General features: G+C 67.7%; 15 protein-coding genes. 5 read left to right on the forward strand and 10 right to left on the reverse strand.

The genetic code is table 11. The features are described from left to right. The first annotated feature begins 79 nt into the window (after positions 1-79). Complete coding sequence (locus IEX88_RS21825) at positions 80-472, forward strand: hypothetical protein (RefSeq protein WP_188854606.1); 393 nt, start codon at positions 80-82, stop codon at positions 470-472. 175 nt (positions 473-647) lie between these two features. Here the strand turns inward: IEX88_RS21825 and IEX88_RS21830 are convergent, their stop codons facing one another. Both IEX88_RS21830 and IEX88_RS21835 read right to left on the reverse strand, forming a co-directional pair. Further along, entirely contained in the window at positions 648-1,511 is an 864-nt protein-coding gene (locus IEX88_RS21830; protein WP_188854607.1) for a quinoprotein dehydrogenase-associated SoxYZ-like carrier, read from the reverse strand. Between the two features lie 135 nt (positions 1,512-1,646). Beyond that, positions 1,647-2,597: a quinoprotein relay system zinc metallohydrolase 2 gene (locus tag IEX88_RS21835; protein WP_188854608.1), complete on the reverse strand. Its 951-nt coding sequence runs from the start codon at positions 2,595-2,597 to the stop codon at positions 1,647-1,649. 664 nt (positions 2,598-3,261) lie between these two features. On the opposite strand from IEX88_RS21835, the gene IEX88_RS21840 reads away from it, so the two are divergent. The 4 genes from IEX88_RS21840 to IEX88_RS21855 all read left to right on the forward strand — a co-directional run bounded on the left by IEX88_RS21840 (position 3,262) and on the right by IEX88_RS21855 (position 7,642). Next, positions 3,262-5,109, forward strand: a complete 1,848-nt coding sequence (locus IEX88_RS21840; protein ID WP_188854609.1) for a methanol/ethanol family PQQ-dependent dehydrogenase — start codon at positions 3,262-3,264, stop codon at positions 5,107-5,109. A gap of 312 nt (positions 5,110-5,421) precedes the next feature. Then, positions 5,422-6,189 carry a c-type cytochrome gene (locus IEX88_RS26900; protein ID WP_244640427.1) on the forward strand — a complete coding sequence of 256 codons (768 nt, stop codon included), beginning with the start codon at positions 5,422-5,424 and terminating at the stop codon, positions 6,187-6,189. 2 nt (positions 6,190-6,191) lie between these two features. Further along, positions 6,192-7,055, forward strand: a complete 864-nt coding sequence (locus IEX88_RS21850) for a substrate-binding domain-containing protein (RefSeq protein ID WP_188854610.1) — start codon at positions 6,192-6,194, stop codon at positions 7,053-7,055. Positions 7,056-7,057: 2 nt separating this feature from the next. Further along, entirely contained in the window at positions 7,058-7,642 is a 585-nt protein-coding gene (locus tag IEX88_RS21855) for a PQQ-dependent catabolism-associated CXXCW motif protein (protein WP_188854611.1), read from the forward strand. 49 nt (positions 7,643-7,691) lie between these two features. On the opposite strand, the gene IEX88_RS21860 is transcribed toward IEX88_RS21855, so the two are convergent. The 8 genes from IEX88_RS21860 to pedA1 all read right to left on the reverse strand — a co-directional run bounded on the left by IEX88_RS21860 (position 7,692) and on the right by pedA1 (position 15,807). After that, positions 7,692-8,561: a hypothetical protein gene (locus IEX88_RS21860; protein WP_188854612.1), complete on the reverse strand. Its 870-nt coding sequence runs from the start codon at positions 8,559-8,561 to the stop codon at positions 7,692-7,694. A 74-nt stretch (positions 8,562-8,635) separates the two neighbouring features. Further along, a complete protein-coding gene (gene pedC / locus IEX88_RS21865; RefSeq protein WP_188854613.1) occupies positions 8,636-9,487 on the reverse strand; it encodes a lanthanide ABC transporter permease protein PedC in 852 nt (283 codons plus the stop codon). Beyond that, positions 9,484-10,299, reverse strand: a complete 816-nt coding sequence (gene pedB, locus IEX88_RS21870) for a lanthanide ABC transporter ATP-binding protein PedB/LutE (RefSeq protein WP_188854614.1) — start codon at positions 10,297-10,299, stop codon at positions 9,484-9,486. The genes pedC and pedB overlap by 4 nt, the downstream gene beginning before the upstream one ends. Before the next feature lie 8 nt (positions 10,300-10,307). After that, positions 10,308-10,901 (reverse strand): cupredoxin domain-containing protein, encoded by a 594-nt coding sequence (locus tag IEX88_RS21875; protein WP_244640428.1) that lies wholly within the window; start codon positions 10,899-10,901, stop codon positions 10,308-10,310. Between the two features lie 205 nt (positions 10,902-11,106). Then, positions 11,107-12,078: a PQQ-dependent catabolism-associated beta-propeller protein gene (locus tag IEX88_RS21880; protein ID WP_188854615.1), complete on the reverse strand. Its 972-nt coding sequence runs from the start codon at positions 12,076-12,078 to the stop codon at positions 11,107-11,109. Positions 12,079-12,401: 323 nt separating this feature from the next. Further along, complete coding sequence (locus IEX88_RS21885) at positions 12,402-13,031, reverse strand: response regulator transcription factor (protein ID WP_188854616.1); 630 nt, start codon at positions 13,029-13,031, stop codon at positions 12,402-12,404. Further along, positions 13,028-14,467 carry a histidine kinase gene (locus IEX88_RS21890; RefSeq protein WP_188854617.1) on the reverse strand — a complete coding sequence of 480 codons (1,440 nt, stop codon included), beginning with the start codon at positions 14,465-14,467 and terminating at the stop codon, positions 13,028-13,030. Before IEX88_RS21890 ends, IEX88_RS21885 begins: the two co-directional genes overlap by 4 nt. Before the next feature lie 92 nt (positions 14,468-14,559). Continuing rightward, positions 14,560-15,807 (reverse strand): lanthanide ABC transporter ABC transporter substrate-binding protein PedA1, encoded by a 1,248-nt coding sequence (pedA1, locus tag IEX88_RS21895; protein ID WP_188854618.1) that lies wholly within the window; start codon positions 15,805-15,807, stop codon positions 14,560-14,562. Between the last annotated feature and the right edge of the window lie 102 nt (positions 15,808-15,909).

A 15,909-nucleotide genomic window follows, 5' to 3' on the forward strand; every position in this document is an offset into this window, starting at 1 on the left:
GAGCGGGCGACGGCAGGATTGGCAGCGTGCGGCGGCGCCTTCGGCGCGGCCGGCAGGCAATGGATTTCGGGAGGAAGACATGTCCAGGATCATCACTCTGGCACTGGCGGCGATCATGGCCGCCGCACCCGCCGGCGCGGGTTTCGCGCAGACGGCGACAGGGACGAGCAGCATGGCGCCGGCGGCGACAGGCGGAACGGGCTATCCGACCACGGCCACCGCCGACTACGTCTTCGGCTGCATGCAGGCCAACGGCAACACGCCCCAATCGCTCGAGCGCTGCGCCTGTTCCTTCGACGTCGTCGCCTCGATCGTGCCCTACGATCTTTATGTCGAGGCCTCGACCTTCCTGTCGATGGGCCAGGTCTCGGGCGAGAAGGGCGCGCTGTTCAAAGGCTCGGTCGAGTCGAACCGCGTCATCGGCGAGCTCCGCCGGGCCCAGGCGGAAGCGGAGATCCGCTGCTTCGAGTAAGGCGTTCGTAGTAAAGCGCCCGGGCTGCCAAAACCGGTCGGCGACCCTGTCGCAGCGGCTCTCCCAGCCACGCGTGGGACATCACAGGCAAGCCCGCGGACGCACCGACAGCCATGCGCGTGTCGGCGCGGCGCTGGTGCGCGCGCCGACACTGCATAAGGCGGGATGTCCCGCTTTAGGAGCTGCCGGCCGGAAAGTCCTTTTCGAAAACTGAGCCTTCGGTATCCGTCGCCTTGGCGTGGAAAGTCTCTTCGCCCTTGCCGGCATAGTCGAAGCGGAAATTCGGGTCCTCCGAGATCGAGATTCCGCCCGACATCGTGAAGATCTCGCGGCCCCCGGCCTCGACGCTGAGATCGGTGATGAAATGCGCGGGGATGTAGAGCAGCGTCACCTGGTCCTTCTGCAGGCCGGAATTGTTGGGGTGGCGGATCATCAGCTGCGCGACCTGGCGCTCGCCCTCGGCTTCGGCCTCGGCGGCAAAGCGCTTCAGCCGCATCTGGCCGAGCGATTTCGCCGCCGCGACGGCGTCCTTGGCGGCGGGCGCGGCACAGCCGCCGGCGGCCTTGACGAAGCGTTTCACCATATAGAGCGTGCCGTCCTCGGCCTCGGCCACGGCGTGGATGTCGGTATAGGCGTTGACGCGCACGCGCGTCTCGAGCTCGGTCAGGCCGGCATCGGCGCCGATGGTGAAGGTGGCGGCGACCGGCGAGGGGTTCTCGTCGATGACCAGCGTCACCTTGCGGATCTTTTTCGCCGGGTCGAGGGTCAGCTTCACCGGCACGATGGCCGGATCGGTGGCGCGGGCGGGCGCTTCCAGCGCGATGACGCCCGTGCCGTCCTGCATCGGGCGGTCGTCGAACACGTCGGTGACGAGGCCGGGCCAGGACGATTCGGCGGCCGCCGCCGCTTCCTCGGGCGAAGGCGTGGTGCCGGCATGGGCTGCCCCAGCGATAAACAGGCAAAGCGCGGTCGTGCCGGCCGCGAGCGACAGGCGGACGGAGGATCTCGGCCGGCGGCCGCGGTGAAGGGGTGTCAGCATCGGTTTCTCCCTGTGCGTCGTCCGCGTGTGCCCGGCCCGCGGTTTCTCGTCGCAGGAATCAATGTGCGGCCGACGGGGCCGAAGCTCAAGCCGCCCGGCGAAAACTTCCGCGTGACGGGGCAGGGGGGCGGCCGGCTATTCCCATTCGAGTTCGGCATAGGCGGCGGAAGCGTTGCGGGGGTTGTAGTCCTCGAACAGGGCCCATTCGTCGGCCTCGCTCTGGCCGGCGGTCGTGATCGCCTGGCTCAGGGTCTCGCCGTCCGCGATGGCCCGGCGAAGGTCGGCGGCCAGCGCTTCGAGATAGCGTCGCTGCGGGCCGAGGGCGGCGGGCCACGGCGCGCTCGTCGGCCCGTGGCCCGTCACGACGCGCACGGCCGGCAGTGCGGCGAGGGCGTCCATCTGGTTCAGCCAGCCTTTCAGGCTGCCGTCGATGATCGGCACATGGTCCTGAAAGACGAGGTCGCCGGCAAACAGCGTGGCCGTCGCCTCGTCCAGCACGGTGAGATCGTTGTCGGTGTGGGCGGTGCCCCAGGCGGTGAGTCTCAACTGCCGCCCGCCGAGGTCGAGCCGCCGCTCGCTGTCCACCACCGCGTCCGGCGGCAGGATCGTCACCTCCCCGGCGAGACGGACGCCGAGCTCGTCGCGCATCGTCATGAGATAGGTGTCGCGGCGCGCGGCGAGGGCCGCGGGCAAGGCATGGTGGCCGATGATCTCCGCCCCCGCCTCCTTGAACGGCTGGTTGCCGAAGAGGTGGTCGGGATGCATGTGGGTGTTGACGAGATAGCGGACCGGCCGGTCGGTGACGGCACGAATGGCCGCCAGGGCCGAGAGGCCGTCCTCCCGGCTGCCGCCGCTGTCGATCATGGCGACGGCTGCGTCGCCGACGACGAAGCCGATATTGGCGATAGCGCCGCGGTTGTTCTCGCTCGCCAGCTCCACGGCGCCGTGGCGGACATAGACGCCCGGCGCGACGGCTTGGAAGCCGGCGGTCGCCGAACTTCCGCCGATGCCCGACTCGGCCGCTCTCGCCGAACCGGCGGCGGAAAGGGCCAGGCCGATTTGCAGCAGCGTGCGGCGCGTGATCATCGGAGCCTGCCTTCCTGCCGCGAGAAGACGCAGCGCTGAGAATATTTTCGGCAGGTCCCTGCCGCTCACGCGCGCATCGCGACAATCTCACCGGGCTGTCACTCAGGCCAAATAGCCGGCCCCGTGAAGCATTCGTTTCCCCTTTTTGTCTTCTTGTCAGTCGTCGTGCAATAGTTTTCCAGCGGCGGGGCCCTCCTATTGACGCCAACCCTCGATCCGAAGCCCTCTGAGGCGGTGCGCGGCGCTGGGATAAAGCAAAGGAGCGGCCGGTTCGGCTGTGCAGTGCCGGCGCGCTGGCGGGATATACGGCGAAAATAAGTAAGAAGAACAGTTACGATGCTCGCGCTTCGCAGCAATTTCCGGCCAGCCTATTGCAACGCACCTTGATTTTGCTGCACCGCAAACAAAGAATCCGAGCCGGGCGTCTTGCATCCTGATTTTTCTCAGCCTAGCCTCCCCCCATGGTTTCCGGCTTCAAGGTCGCCGTGTTGGGAGCATGGCGAATCTCGAAGGCCACGGTAGGGCAGTTTCAACGGTGCCCACCAAGACCCCTATTGGCGGTCGTGACACGCTGCCGGAAACCTTCCCCATTGAGATCGAAGCGGTCGCGCGCGAACATTCCGTTCGTGGGAGCCGATGGGTTTAGTTCCTTGGGAGGAATCTAATGTTGAAAATGATGACGAAGGCGGCCTTGGCGACAAGCCTGCTGATCGGTCTCGGGGCGGGCGTGGCCTCGGCGAACGAAGCCCTGGCGACCATGCAGAAGAATGCGGCCGATTGGACGATGCCGACGGGCGACTATGCCAACACGCGCTATTCGACTCTCGACAAGATCAACAAGGGCAACGTCAAGGACCTCGTCCCGGCCTGGACCTTCTCGACCGGCGTCCTGCGCGGTCACGAAGGCAACCCGCTGGTGATCGGGGACACGATGTATGTCCACACGCCTTTCCCGAACATCGTCTACGCGCTCGACCTGAAGGACAACGGGTCGATCAAGTGGAAGTACGAGCCGACGCAGGATCCGAACGTCATCCCGGTCATGTGCTGCGACACCGTCAACCGCGGCGTCGCCTATGCGCCGGCCGTCGATGGCGGCAAGGACATGGTCATTCTCCACCAGGCCGACACCACCGTGGTGGCGCTCGATGCCAAGACCGGCGAGCAGATCTGGTCCGTGAAGAACGGCGACTCCAGCAAGGGCGAGACCGGCACGGCCGCGCCGATGGTCGTCAAAGACAAGGTGATGATCGGCATCTCCGGCGGCGAGTTCGGCGTGCGCGGCTCGCTCACCGCCTACAACCTCAAGGACGGCACGCAGGCCTGGCGCGCCTATTCGACAGGCCCGGACGCCGAAATGCTGATGGATCCGGAGAAGACCACGTCGCTCGGCAAGCCGGTCGGCGCGGATTCCTCGCTGAAGACCTGGGAAGGCGATCAGTGGAAGATCGGCGGCGGCACGACCTGGGGCTGGTACTCCTATGATCCCGAGCTGAACCTCGTCTATTACGGCACCGGCAACCCCTCGACCTGGAACCCCTCGCAGCGTCCCGGCGACAACAAGTGGTCGATGGCCATCATGGCGCGTGATGCCGACACCGGCATGGCGAAGTGGGTCTACCAGATGACCCCGCACGACGAGTGGGACTTCGACGGTGTCAACGAGATGATCCTCGCCGACATCGACGTCAACGGCGCCCCGCGGAAGGTGCTCGCGCACTTCGACCGCAACGGCTTCGCCTACACCCTCGACCGCGCCACCGGCGAACTGCTGGTTGCCAAGAAGTACGACCCTGCGGTCAACTGGGCGACGGAAGTCGTCATGGACCCGGCCTCCGACCAGTACGGCCGTCCGCAGGTGGTCGCCCAGTACTCGACCGAGCAGAACGGTGAAGACGTGAACTCGACGGGCATCTGCCCGGCGGCGCTCGGTACCAAGGATCAGCAGCCCGCGGCCTTCTCGCCGAAGACCAAGCTGTTCTACGTGCCGACCAACCACGTCTGCATGGACTACGAGCCGTTCCGGGTCGCCTACACCGCCGGCCAGCCCTATGTCGGCGCCACGCTGTCGATGTATCCGGCTCCGAACAGCCACGGCGGCATGGGCAACTTCATCGCCTGGGACGCTGGCAAGGGTGAGATCGTCTGGTCGCTGCCCGAGCAGTTCTCGGTCTGGTCGGGTGCACTCGCCACCGCTGGCGACGTCGTGTTCTACGGCACGCTCGAAGGCTTCCTGAAGGCGGTCGACTCGACCACGGGCGAGGAACTGTACAAGTTCAAGACCCCGTCCGGCATCATCGCCAACGTGATGACCTACGAGACCGACGGCCAGCAGTATGTCGGCGTGCTCTCGGGCATTGGCGGCTGGGCCGGCATCGGCCTCGCGGCCGGCCTGACCGATCCGAATGCCGGTCTCGGCGCGGTCGGCGGCTATGCCGCTCTGTCGAAGTACACTGCGCTTGGCGGCCAGCTGACGGTCTTCACCGTGCCGAACCAAACGGCGGCGAAGTAACCGACATCCTCCATCGACCTCGCCGCCCCGGCGGCGAGGTCACCCGCCACCGAACCCGACGAGCGGCCGTGGCTGATCGCCGGGTTTTGCGTGTCTGCCCATGCTTGCGCCAGGATCGTCCTGGCGGGAAGGCATTAGGGAAGGCGAAGACTTGCCGCCCTGTTTCCCGGTCTGCCGCTGTCTCTGGTAACCGCAATGAGAGATTTCGTTCACGCATCCCTTCGCAACGTCGGCGCGTTATCGAAGGTGTGCTTCTGTCTTGTCAGTGTCGGCCGGGCCGTTCGTTCAGCCGCGGTTATTCATGAGGTTTCGATGACCCGAACTCTTCTCGCCCTTGCCGGCTCCGTACTTCTCGCGACGACCGCGCTCGGTTCGGCGCAGACGACGCAAGCGCCCGCCCAGATCGTTCCGGCGGCCCCGGCCGGTGCGGCCGCGCCGGCGGCTCCAGTCGCCTCGGAAGCCCCTGCCGCTCCGGCCGCAGCCGCGCCGGCCGCGCCGGCCGCTGCTGCGCCGGCAGCTGCTGCGCCCGCCGCCCCGGCAGCGGCTGAAGCGCCCGCTGCTGCGGAAGCCCCGGCCGCTGCACCCGCCGCAACGGCCGCGGCGCCGGCCGCCGGCGGTCCGATGTCCATCGATTCGAAGGAGAACGGCACCGAAGCCACGCCCGGCGAGGAAGGCAAGTTCGTCGATTCAGCGGGCAACCCGATCTACAGCAAGAATGAGGACGGCACGTTCGACTACGCCACCTGGCGCGGCTACAAGAAATACTCCGCGAATTGCTTCCAGTGCCATGGCCCGGACGGGCTCGGCTCGTCCTTCGCGCCGAACCTGACCGAACAGCTGCAGCGCATCAATTACTACGATTTCACCGGAATCGTGGTGAACGGCCAGCAGAACAAGTGGCACCCGGTCAATTCCATCATGCCGGCCTGGGGCGAAGACGTGAACGTGATGTGCTTCCTCGACAGCATCTATGTCTATCTCCGCGGCCGCGCCGATGGCGCCATTCCGCGCGGCGAGCCGAAGAAGCCGAAGATCAACAAGGAAGCGCAGGCGGCCGAAAACGCCTGTCTGGGATTCTGAGCATGGCGGGGATCGGCACGGGCCTTCGTCTCGCTGCGGTGCTGGCCGTCGCCGTGGTCGGCACGGCAGGGGCGCAGGACCGAGAATTCGGCGGTTCGATCGAGCTGGTCGATCCCAATGTTCTGCGCGTCTGCGCCGATCCCAGCAACCTGCCCTTCTCCAACGACAAGGGCGAGGGTTTTGAGAACGCCCTCGCCAACTTCGTCGCCGATAAGCTCGGGCGGAAGTCCGTCACCTACAGCTTCTTCCCGCAGGCGACCGGTTTCGTGCGCATGACGCTCGGCGCCAATGCCTGCGACATCATCATGAGCTATCCGCAGGGCGACGAGCTCGTGCAGAACACCAATGCCTATTACCGGACGGCCTATTCGCTGGTGGTGCCGAAGGGCGGCGAACTCGACGGCGTCGAGACGATCGAGGATCCCAAGCTCAAGGACAAGGTGATCGGCGTCGTCGCGGGCACCCCGCCGGGCACCTACATGGCGCGCGCCGGCCTGATCGGCAAAGCGCGCGGCTACCAGCTGATGGTCGACACGCGCTACGACAACTCGGCGCAGCAGATGATCGACGATCTCGGCAAGGGCGAGATCGACGCGGCGATCCTGTGGGGCCCGCAGGCCGGCTTTTACGCCCGTGAGTCCGGGAAGGATTATGTCGTCACGCCCCTGGTCAAAGAGGGGAAGGGCCCCCCCATGGCCTTCCGCATCACCATGGGCGTGCGCGTGTCCGACCAGGAGTGGAAGCGCACGCTGAACGACATGATCCGCGAGAACCAGGATGAGCTGAACGAGATCCTTCTCTCCTTCGGCGTGCCGCTGCTCGACGAACACGACAAGCCGATCGTCTCGAAGAAGCACGGCGGCTGACCATGAGGCGGGCTTTGGCTCTCGCTCTGGCGCTCGCCGCTCTGGGTGGGGCCCTGCCGATGTTTTCGGCCGCGGCTGAAACCGCTGTCTCTGCCGAGCGGCCGGCCGAGCCGGCCACCTATCGCATGGACGACTACCGCTCGCCGACGCCGGCGACGCTCGCCGGCGCGACAGTGGTCGATCCCGCGGATGCCCGGCGTCTGTTCGACGAGGGAGGGGCCGTCTTCGTCGACGTCCTGCCCCGCGCGCCGCGGCCTTCCGGCCTTCCGGCCTCGACCGTCTGGCGTCCCAAGCCGCGCAAGGACATTCCCGGGTCGATCTGGCTGGTCGATACCGGCTATGGCGCGCTGCCGCCGGCCATGGAGGGCTATTTCCTCGACGGACTGGCCAAAGCGACCGACGGCGATTGGCAGCGTCCGCTGGTCTTCTACTGCCTTCGCGACTGCTGGATGAGCTGGAACGCCGCGCGGCGCGCGATGGCCGCCGGCTATCGCCAGGTGATCTGGTATCCGGACGGTACGGACGGCTGGGCCGAGGCCGGCCTGCCGCTCGAGCCGCGCGAACCGGAAGCCCGTCCGGACGAGTAGTCCCGCCGGTCTGGGGCCAAGTGGGGGCAGGAGGGCAGGGGCGCGACGGCTACAGCTCGCCGCTCATCGCGCGCCCCAGCGCAAACAGGCGCTGTTCGATCAGAACCGGCACCTCGCAGACATAGGTCAGCGATTTGCGCCGCTCCTCGAACAGCCGCGTGTCCCACAGCAGCGCCTCCTGGGCGTCGGCGGCCTTGCTCATCTCGCCCTTGTTGCGCATCTCGCCGATGGCGGCGTTTTCGCCGCGCAGCCGGGCCGCCAGCGCCTGCTGCCGGGCCCCGTAGCGCTCGATGCCGTTCATGATGGCGGTGCGCTCGGCGTTCAGGGTGGCCAGCAGCTCGGCGAAGGCGGCGGTCGCGCGGGTCCTTCTGTCACTCTCGGGCATCGACCGCACGAACTCGCGGGCCTTGGCCTCGGCATCGCCGAGGGGCACGCGGCGAGGAGCGACCGAGGCGACGAACTGGCTGATCGCGTCGCTGCGCGCCGTGCCTTCGGCGGTTTCGATGGGTGGCCCGGGCCAGACCTGGGCGGCCGAGACCTGATCCACCTTGCGCTGGACGCAGGGCCAGATGTGCTCGCTGCCGCTGACCGTTCCGAGAAGTTGTGTCGTCCCGGCGGTCGGGGCCACGGCGGCCGGCGCGGCCGCCAGCGACCCGACGATCGGGCGTGAAACGAGACCTGCGGGCGGCACCACGGCCTGCGGCGCGGCCTCGGCCCCGGGAGGCGCGGCAGGAGCCGGGGCGCCTGAGCCGGTGCCGGCGGGCGCATTGGTCGGTGGCGGGCCGGGCAGGACGAACCCTTCCGGGATCGGGCGGGGGGTGGTCTGAGCCGAGGCCTGCGGGGAAGTCAGCGCGAAAACCGCGCAGGACAGAAGGCCCGTGAGCTTCAAGGCTGCGGAGATCCGTCGTGTCGATGTCATCGTCATCCTCCCAGGATGCATTCTCGTGAGGGTGGGGCGGTCTGCCGCTTTCCACCCGCCGGGGGCGGCCATGGCTACTGCCGCTTGCGGCTGATCACGCCCCGGCCGGGATCATAGGCCAGGATCGCCCCGCCGAGAAAGAGCACCGTGCAGCCGAGAACGACGGTGAGGGCCGGAAGGTTCATCTGCCCGTAGAGCGCGAATCGGATGAGTTCGACGGCATGGGTGAAGGGATTGGCCTGGCACAGGCGGTAGAGCAGGGGGCTGGATTCCAGGATGCGCCAGAGCGGGTAGAGGGCCGACGAGGCGAAATACATCGGGAAGATCACGAAGTTCATCACCCCGGCGAAATTCTCGAGCTGCCTTACCAGCGAGGACAGGAGCATGCCGAGGGCCCCGAGCATCAGGCCGGAGAGCACGAGCGCTGGCAGCACCGTGAGATAGCCGAACACCGGGGGGCGCACGTCCCAGAACCAGGCGATGCCAAAGAAGACGTAAACCTGCAGCAGCGAAACCACGACGCCGGCGGCGAGCTTCGACACCAGGAGGAACCAGCGCGGCAGCGGCGAGACGAGAAGCGTCTTCATCGACCCGGTCTCGCGGTCGTAGACCATGGAAAGCGAGGACTGCATGCCGTTGAAGAGCTGGATCATGCCGATCAGACCCGGCGTGATGTAGACCTCGTAGAGGATGTAGGTCTGGTAGGGCGGCACGATCGACACGCCGAGCACCTGGCGGAAGCCGGCGGCGAAGATGAACAGCCAGAGCAGCGGGCGGACCAGCGCCGAGATGAAGCGTTCGCGCTGATGCAGGAAACGCAGGCCCTCGCGCCAGACGATGCCCCAGAAGCAGATGAGATACTGACTGGCGGTGAAACCGGTGCGGACGCGTTTCTCCGTCGGCGTGTGCAGCGCCGCCTCGCTCATGGCTGCAACTCCAGCGGCGGCGTGTTGCCGAGATCGGGGCGGGCGAGGCCGGTGAGGGAGGCGAAGGCGTCGCGGATCGAGCCGGCGTCCTGTTCCGCGACGATGGCGGCGACGCCGCCTTCGGCCAGCACCTTGCCCTTGTGCAGCACCACGACGCGATCGCTCGCTTCGACCTCGTCGATCAGGTGGGTCGCCCAGAGCACGCTGACGCCCTCCTGGCGCACCAGGCGGCGAACCTCGGCGACGATCTCGGCCCGCGAGCCGATGTCGAGACCGACGGTCGGCTCGTCGAAGAGGATGAGTTCGGGGGAATGCATGAAGGCCCTGACCACCTCGACGCGCCGGAGTTGGCCGCCGGAGAGGTTGCGCGCCTTTTCCCCCAGGCGTTTCATGAGGTCGCTTCCGCGCAGGATCTCTTCGGTCCGCGCCCGCGCGACGCGGCCGGGCAGGCCGTGCAGCGCGGCGTGGTAGGCGAGGTTCTGGCGGATCGACAGGTCGAGGTCGAGCGTGCGGGCCTGGAAGACGACGCCGAGACGGCGCAGCGCCTCGCCGGGTTCCTGCGAAAGCTTGTGGCCGAGGATCGAGATCTCGCCGGCCCGCGTGTTGTAGAGACGGGTGATCAGCGAGAACAGCGTCGACTTGCCGGCGCCGTTCGGCCCGAGCAGGGCGGTGAAGCTGCCCTGCGGCACCGTGAACGAAACGTCGTCGAGCGCCCGCCGCTCGCCATAGGAGTGGCTGACGCCCGAGATGTCGAGGGCCGGAACGGACCGCCCCTCGCTGCGTGTTTCGGGGCGTTTCTGCAATGAGCCCATGCTGCCCCTTATGGCACGACCGTGATCGTGCCCTTCATGTCCTGTGCCCCGTCCAGTCCGTCGATGTGCCATTCGTAGTCGCCGGGACGAATGGAGGTGAACTGGATGGCGATCGTTCCCATGGCGTCGAATTCCAGCCAGGCCGGCGGGCCGGCCATGTGGATCTCGAGATCGTCGATGACGATCTGGTTGAACCAGACATTACGGAAGAAATCGGTCGCACGAAACTTGTATTCGAGCCCGGCCGCCGAGGTGATGTTCCAGCGGTAGCCCTGGCCGGCGCGCAGCACGAAGTGCTTGTGGTTGGTGACGAACTCGCTTTCGGCCGAGCCGAGGATCAGCTCCGGCACGTCCTGGCTGGACAGGGAAACGTCGGCGAGCCCCAGCTTCTTGGCATTCAGCGCGCTGGCCGGCATGCCCTTCCCCGGGGCCTCGGCGGGGGCCATCGGCGAGGGACCGGCGGCGGCCGCCGGGGCGGCATCGTCGTCGTCGTCGTCATCGTCGGCCTGCGCCAGCAGGATCTTGCCGTCCTGCGCCACTGCCGCCGTCATCGGGGCAAAAGCCAGTGTGGTCGCCATCAGCGACAGCCAGAATGTTCTCATGAAATGTCTCCCCTTGATCATCGTCCGGTCGAGCCGGCTTTGCGACCGACCCGGTTATCCCGGCCCGCCGTATTCTTGCCGCCACGCCCCTTTTCCGAAGAGCCGCAGCGTCATCCGAGCCTTCGTGGCAAGGCGGAGCCCGCCCGTCCGCAGGAACTGGCGAGCTCCGGGTGCGATCCTGGAGGCTGCCGAGGACGCGGCGGTCCTAGAAGGCGCCGACGGCGACGCCCCAGGGCTGCTCGCCGACCTGGACTGACCGGATCACCTCGTCGTTCGAGGTGTCGACGATCGAGATGTCGTTGGAAATGCCGTTGGTGGTGAAGAGATGCGAGCCGTCGGGCGAGAAGGCGAGCTGCCAGACGCGCTGACCGACGAGAAGATATTCCATCACCTCGTAGGTCTTGGCATCCACGACGGCGACGCGGTTGGCCGGTCCGAGCGCGACATAGGCCTTGGTCCCATCGGCGTTCAGGCGCACGCCCACCGGCTGGATCGATTCGGAGGAGATGCCGGGAATTTCGAAGGTGATCTTGTGCTTCATCTCCTTCGTCGCGTCGTCGATGACGCTGACCGTGCCGCCGATCTCGGCCGAGACCCAGATCTCGGAGCCGTCCTTCTTGTATTCGGCAAAGCGCGGACGCGAATCGACCAGGACGTTGGCGACGATCTCCTGGCTGTCGCGGTCGATGAAATGCGCCATGTTGGTGGTTTCGGAGGTGTTCACGATCGTCTTGCCGTCGGGCGAGATGCCCATGCCCTCGGGCTCGACGCCGACCGGAATCTCGGCGAGGCGGGCGCCGTCGGCGAGCGAGACCACGGTGACGAGATTGTCGTCCTCGTTGGCGATGTACATGTTGCTGCCGTCCGGCGAGACGACCATCAGCTCGGGATCGGGACCGGAGGGAAGCGTGCCCAGCTTCTCGTAGGTCACGGCGTCGAAGATCTCGATGGTGTCGTCGTCGCTGGCGCAGACATAGATGCGCTTGCCGTCGGGGCTGCTGACGAGGCCGCGCGGCCGCTGGCCGGTCTTGATGGTATGGATGATCTCGAAGCTTTCCCCGTCGAGGACGGTGAGGTCGTTGCCCTTCTCGTTCGAGACGAAGATCTTGTAGGCGAAAGCGGGGCTTGCCGACATCAGCAGCGTCGAGGCGAGAGCCGCCAGAGCGAGTGTACGCATACTTCCTCCCGATGGTTCCGATGGGCGGAACTCTATTCTGGCCCGACCCTGCCATCTCGTGGCGGCGTCGGGAAGGGCTCGCAGCGGCTTTGCCGTCGGACGAGGGACTTCCGCAACCCGGCCCGTCTGGGCGATGGTTTCAGGCGCGCCGTCATCCCGTGGGTCGCCGCCTTGGGAACGGCTTGAAGCGGGACGACGGCGCGCACGAGAAGGCTAGACGGCACGGGGAAGGCGGGAAATGGGATAAGTTCCCGTCCTGCAGGAAAGCTGACGAAAGCCGCAGGCCAGAGCCTCGGGCCCGCAAGGCCTCGGTGGTCAGTGCCTCAGAACGCGCCGGGGTCGATCAGCCGTCCGCCGCGGGTCTCGATGGCGAAGCGGACAAGATCGGCGGTGCGCTCGACGCCAAGCTTTTCCTTGATCCGGGTCGAGGTGTTGGCGACCGTCTTGTAGGCGACGCCCAGGCCCTCGGCGATCTCCGACAGGCTGCGGCCGTCGCCCAGCATGTGCAGGATTTCCAGCTCCCGCGCCGACAGGTTGCGGGTTGCCGCCGGAGCCTCGGCCATGTCCTGCCGCGTCTCGCTGTCGACATAGGTCTCCCCGCGGGCCGCCCGGCGGATGGCGACGAGAAGCTCCTCGGAGGGGGCGCTCTTGGAGACATAGCCGAGCGCGCCGGCGCGCTGCGCCGAGGTCGCGTAGACGAGGTCGGAATACATGGAGAAGACGACGACCCGCGCCTGCGGATCGTCGGCGCGCAGCCGTCTGAGGACGTCGAGCCCGCTGCCGCCCTTTAGGTTGATGTCGAGGACGACGATGTCGGGCCGGTGCCGGCGAAAGGCGTCGAGCGCCTCGAACGGCGTCTCGGCATCGAAGACGGCGCTCGCCGGCAGGCTCGCCAGCAGACGCCGCACGCCCTCGCGCACCACGACATGGTCGTCGACGATCAGGACCTTCATGCGAGGACGCCCGAGCGCCGGCGCTGCGGCGCGGGATCGTCGGCGCCTTCGGAGAGCGCCGGCAAGGCATCCGACGCCGGCTGCGCGGCGACATCGTTGAGGCCCGCCAGCAGCGGGTCGCCGGGCAGAAAACCGCTGACGCTGATGCCGGGCGGAATAGCGATCTCACCGAGCGTCAGGACACCGCCTGCCGCTTCGACGCGCTCGCGCATGCCGATCAGCCCGTATCCGCCGGCCGTGCCGGTGGTCGGCCAGCCGCCGCCATCGTCGGTGACGCGGAACGACACCCGGCCGGCTTGCGGCTGGATGCGGATGCCGATCGCCGTCGGGCGCCCGTGCCGCAGTGCGTTGTTGACGGCTTCGCGCACCACGCGAAACAGCAGCGCCTCGGTCTCCGCGCCGAGATCGGCCTCGGTGACGTCGAGCCGGAAGGCGGTGCCGGGATGACGGCCGAGGCAATCGGCGACGAGGTGATCGAGCGTGCCCTTCAGGCCGATGCCGGAGAGCAGCCCGGGGCGGAGACGGCCGAGAATGCGCCGGACCTCCTGGCGCGCATGCTGCGCCGCCCGGCGGATGGCCTCGGCCCGCTCGAGAATCTCGCCCCGGTCGTCCTCGCCGTCAGCACCGGCGCGGCTGACGATGCCGCCGGCATCGACGTCGATGGCGAAGAGGAAGGGCCCGACATCGTCGTGGAGATCGCGGGCGAGGCCGGCGCGCTCCTCGTCCTGCAGGCGCATCAGCTGTTCCGAGAGGCGGCGGTTGCGGCGGTCCATTTCCTGCAGACGGGCCGCCATGTCGTTGCAGCTGCGCGACAGCGCGGCCAGTTCCGGCGGCCCGCGCGGCGCGAGCGCCACGGCATAGTCGCCCTTGCCGATGCGGTGGAAGGCGGAGACGAGCTCGCCGAGTGGCGCCAGCGCCCGGCCGACGATGGCGAAGACCAGGCCGAAGGACAAAGCGACGAACACCGCCAGCAGCACGAGATTGGTCGTCAGCTCGCTCCAGACCTCGGCGATCTCGTTGATCGGCGCCACCACCAGCATGGCGGCGACCACGGGCGCGGCGGCGGACGGCAGGGGCACGAGGCGGGTGCGCTGCGGCGGCGCCAGGAAGCGCTCCAGCGCGGGCGGCAGGCGCAGCGACGGCATCGCCAGGCTCGACTGCAACCGGACGCGGCCGAAGGCGTCGACGAGTAGGATGCGGACATGGCGGTCGCCGTTGAAGGTGCGCACCAGGCCCTCGAGATCGTGCTGCGGGCGGGGGCTGGCCGGAAGCTCGGCGATCAGCCGGGTCAGCGCATTGCCGGCGACGGTTCCGGCGGCATCCATTTCCGCCGCGATCCGGCGCTGGGCGTGGAAGACGCTCATCGCGCCGCCGACGATCAGCATCACCAGGGTGGCGATGGCGATCGTGGCGGCGATCCTGCCCCTCAGCGACACGGGTCAACCCTTCTCATGCGGCGTTCTGCGGCACCATCATAGGCCGGTGGGCCGGCTCGCCGCAAACCGTCCGCCAGACTGACGGAACCGGCTCAGAACTGGCACTTGGTCTCGGGCTTGTCGACACCCAGCGTGTCGAGCTCGGAATTCTGGTGCAGAAAACCTTCCTGCGGCGAGGCCGAGACCACTGAGGTCTGGTCGCCGAGAATCACCGGCTGGCGCAACTGCCAGTTCCAGTCGCGAAACGTCAGGCGCTGGCCCTTGAAGGCGGCGACCGTGAAATCGGGGCCCTTGATGAAAGTGTCGATCTTGGCCGGGTCGACCGAACTGGTGCGCGAGGCCGCCTCGCCGAGGACGCGGATCGCCGTCCAGACCTGCATGTCCTTGGACTGCATGCGGCGGCCCGACGCCTTTTCGAACCGGTTCTGGATCTGCGCGCCGCCCCATTGCTCGGAGGCGGGATGCCAGGAGCTCGGCCGCAGGCCCGCGGAGCCGGCGACGGGGCGCGGAACCCAGGTGCGCCACGGGATGTAGCTGCCGAACACCTCGCTCTCGTCGGCGACGAGGACGACGTCGTGCTCGGGCAGGCCCTGCATGAAGACCGGGATCTGGCGCTGCACCAGCGCCTGGCCGGAATCGGTGTTGCGGGCGCCGCCCTTGTCCTCGAAGACTCGCTCCTCGACGATGGTGCCGCCGAATTTCTTCGCCGCGTTCTTCAGCGCATCGGCAAACAGCTTGTCGTTGTCGTGGCTGCCGGAGATCAGCACCCAGTTCCGCCACTGCTTCCACATCAGATACTGGACGAGGCCGTCCGCCAGCATGGAGCGGGTGGGGGCGGTGTGCAGCATGTTGGCGCGGCAGTTCTCTTCGCGCAGGCTGTCATCGAGCGCCCCGGCATTGAGGACGAGAGCGCCGCTCGGCGCGACCGCGTCGGCGACCTTCAGCGTGTCTGCCGCCGACAGGTCGGTGACGACATAGTGGATGCCGTCGGCGATCATCTTGTCGAGGGCCGGGGTGATGTCCTCGCCGGGCTTCAGCGTCACCGTTTCGAGGGTGAAATTCTGGCCGGTGAACTTGCCGGTGGTGTTGTTGTCGGCGATCGCGACGTTGGCGCCAGCCAGGCCGATGTCCTCCGGCGGCTCGTCGAGCACGGAGAGCGCCAGCGTCGGCTCGTAGCTGCGCAGGAAGCCGATCTTGATCGTCGCCGGCGCCGCAGCGGTCGCCGCGGGCGCGGCCGGCGCCGGCGCCGGCGTCGCTGTCTGCGCCGCGGCCGGTGCCGCGAGAAGGCCGAGAGCCAGGACGGCGGCGAGCCCTCCGGCGCAGATCGTGCTGTCGCGCATCGCGCTTCCCTCCCAGGTGCGTCGCCCCCGGCGCGCTGGCCGGTGGAATTCTCTTTGTCTGTCGGCGCAGCGGCGCTAAGTGTCCCGAACGGCGGGCGCCAG

Origin of the sequence: Aureimonas glaciei (assembly GCF_014643375.1) — a bacterium.
Lineage (GTDB): Bacteria > Pseudomonadota > Alphaproteobacteria > Rhizobiales > Rhizobiaceae > Plantimonas > Plantimonas glaciei.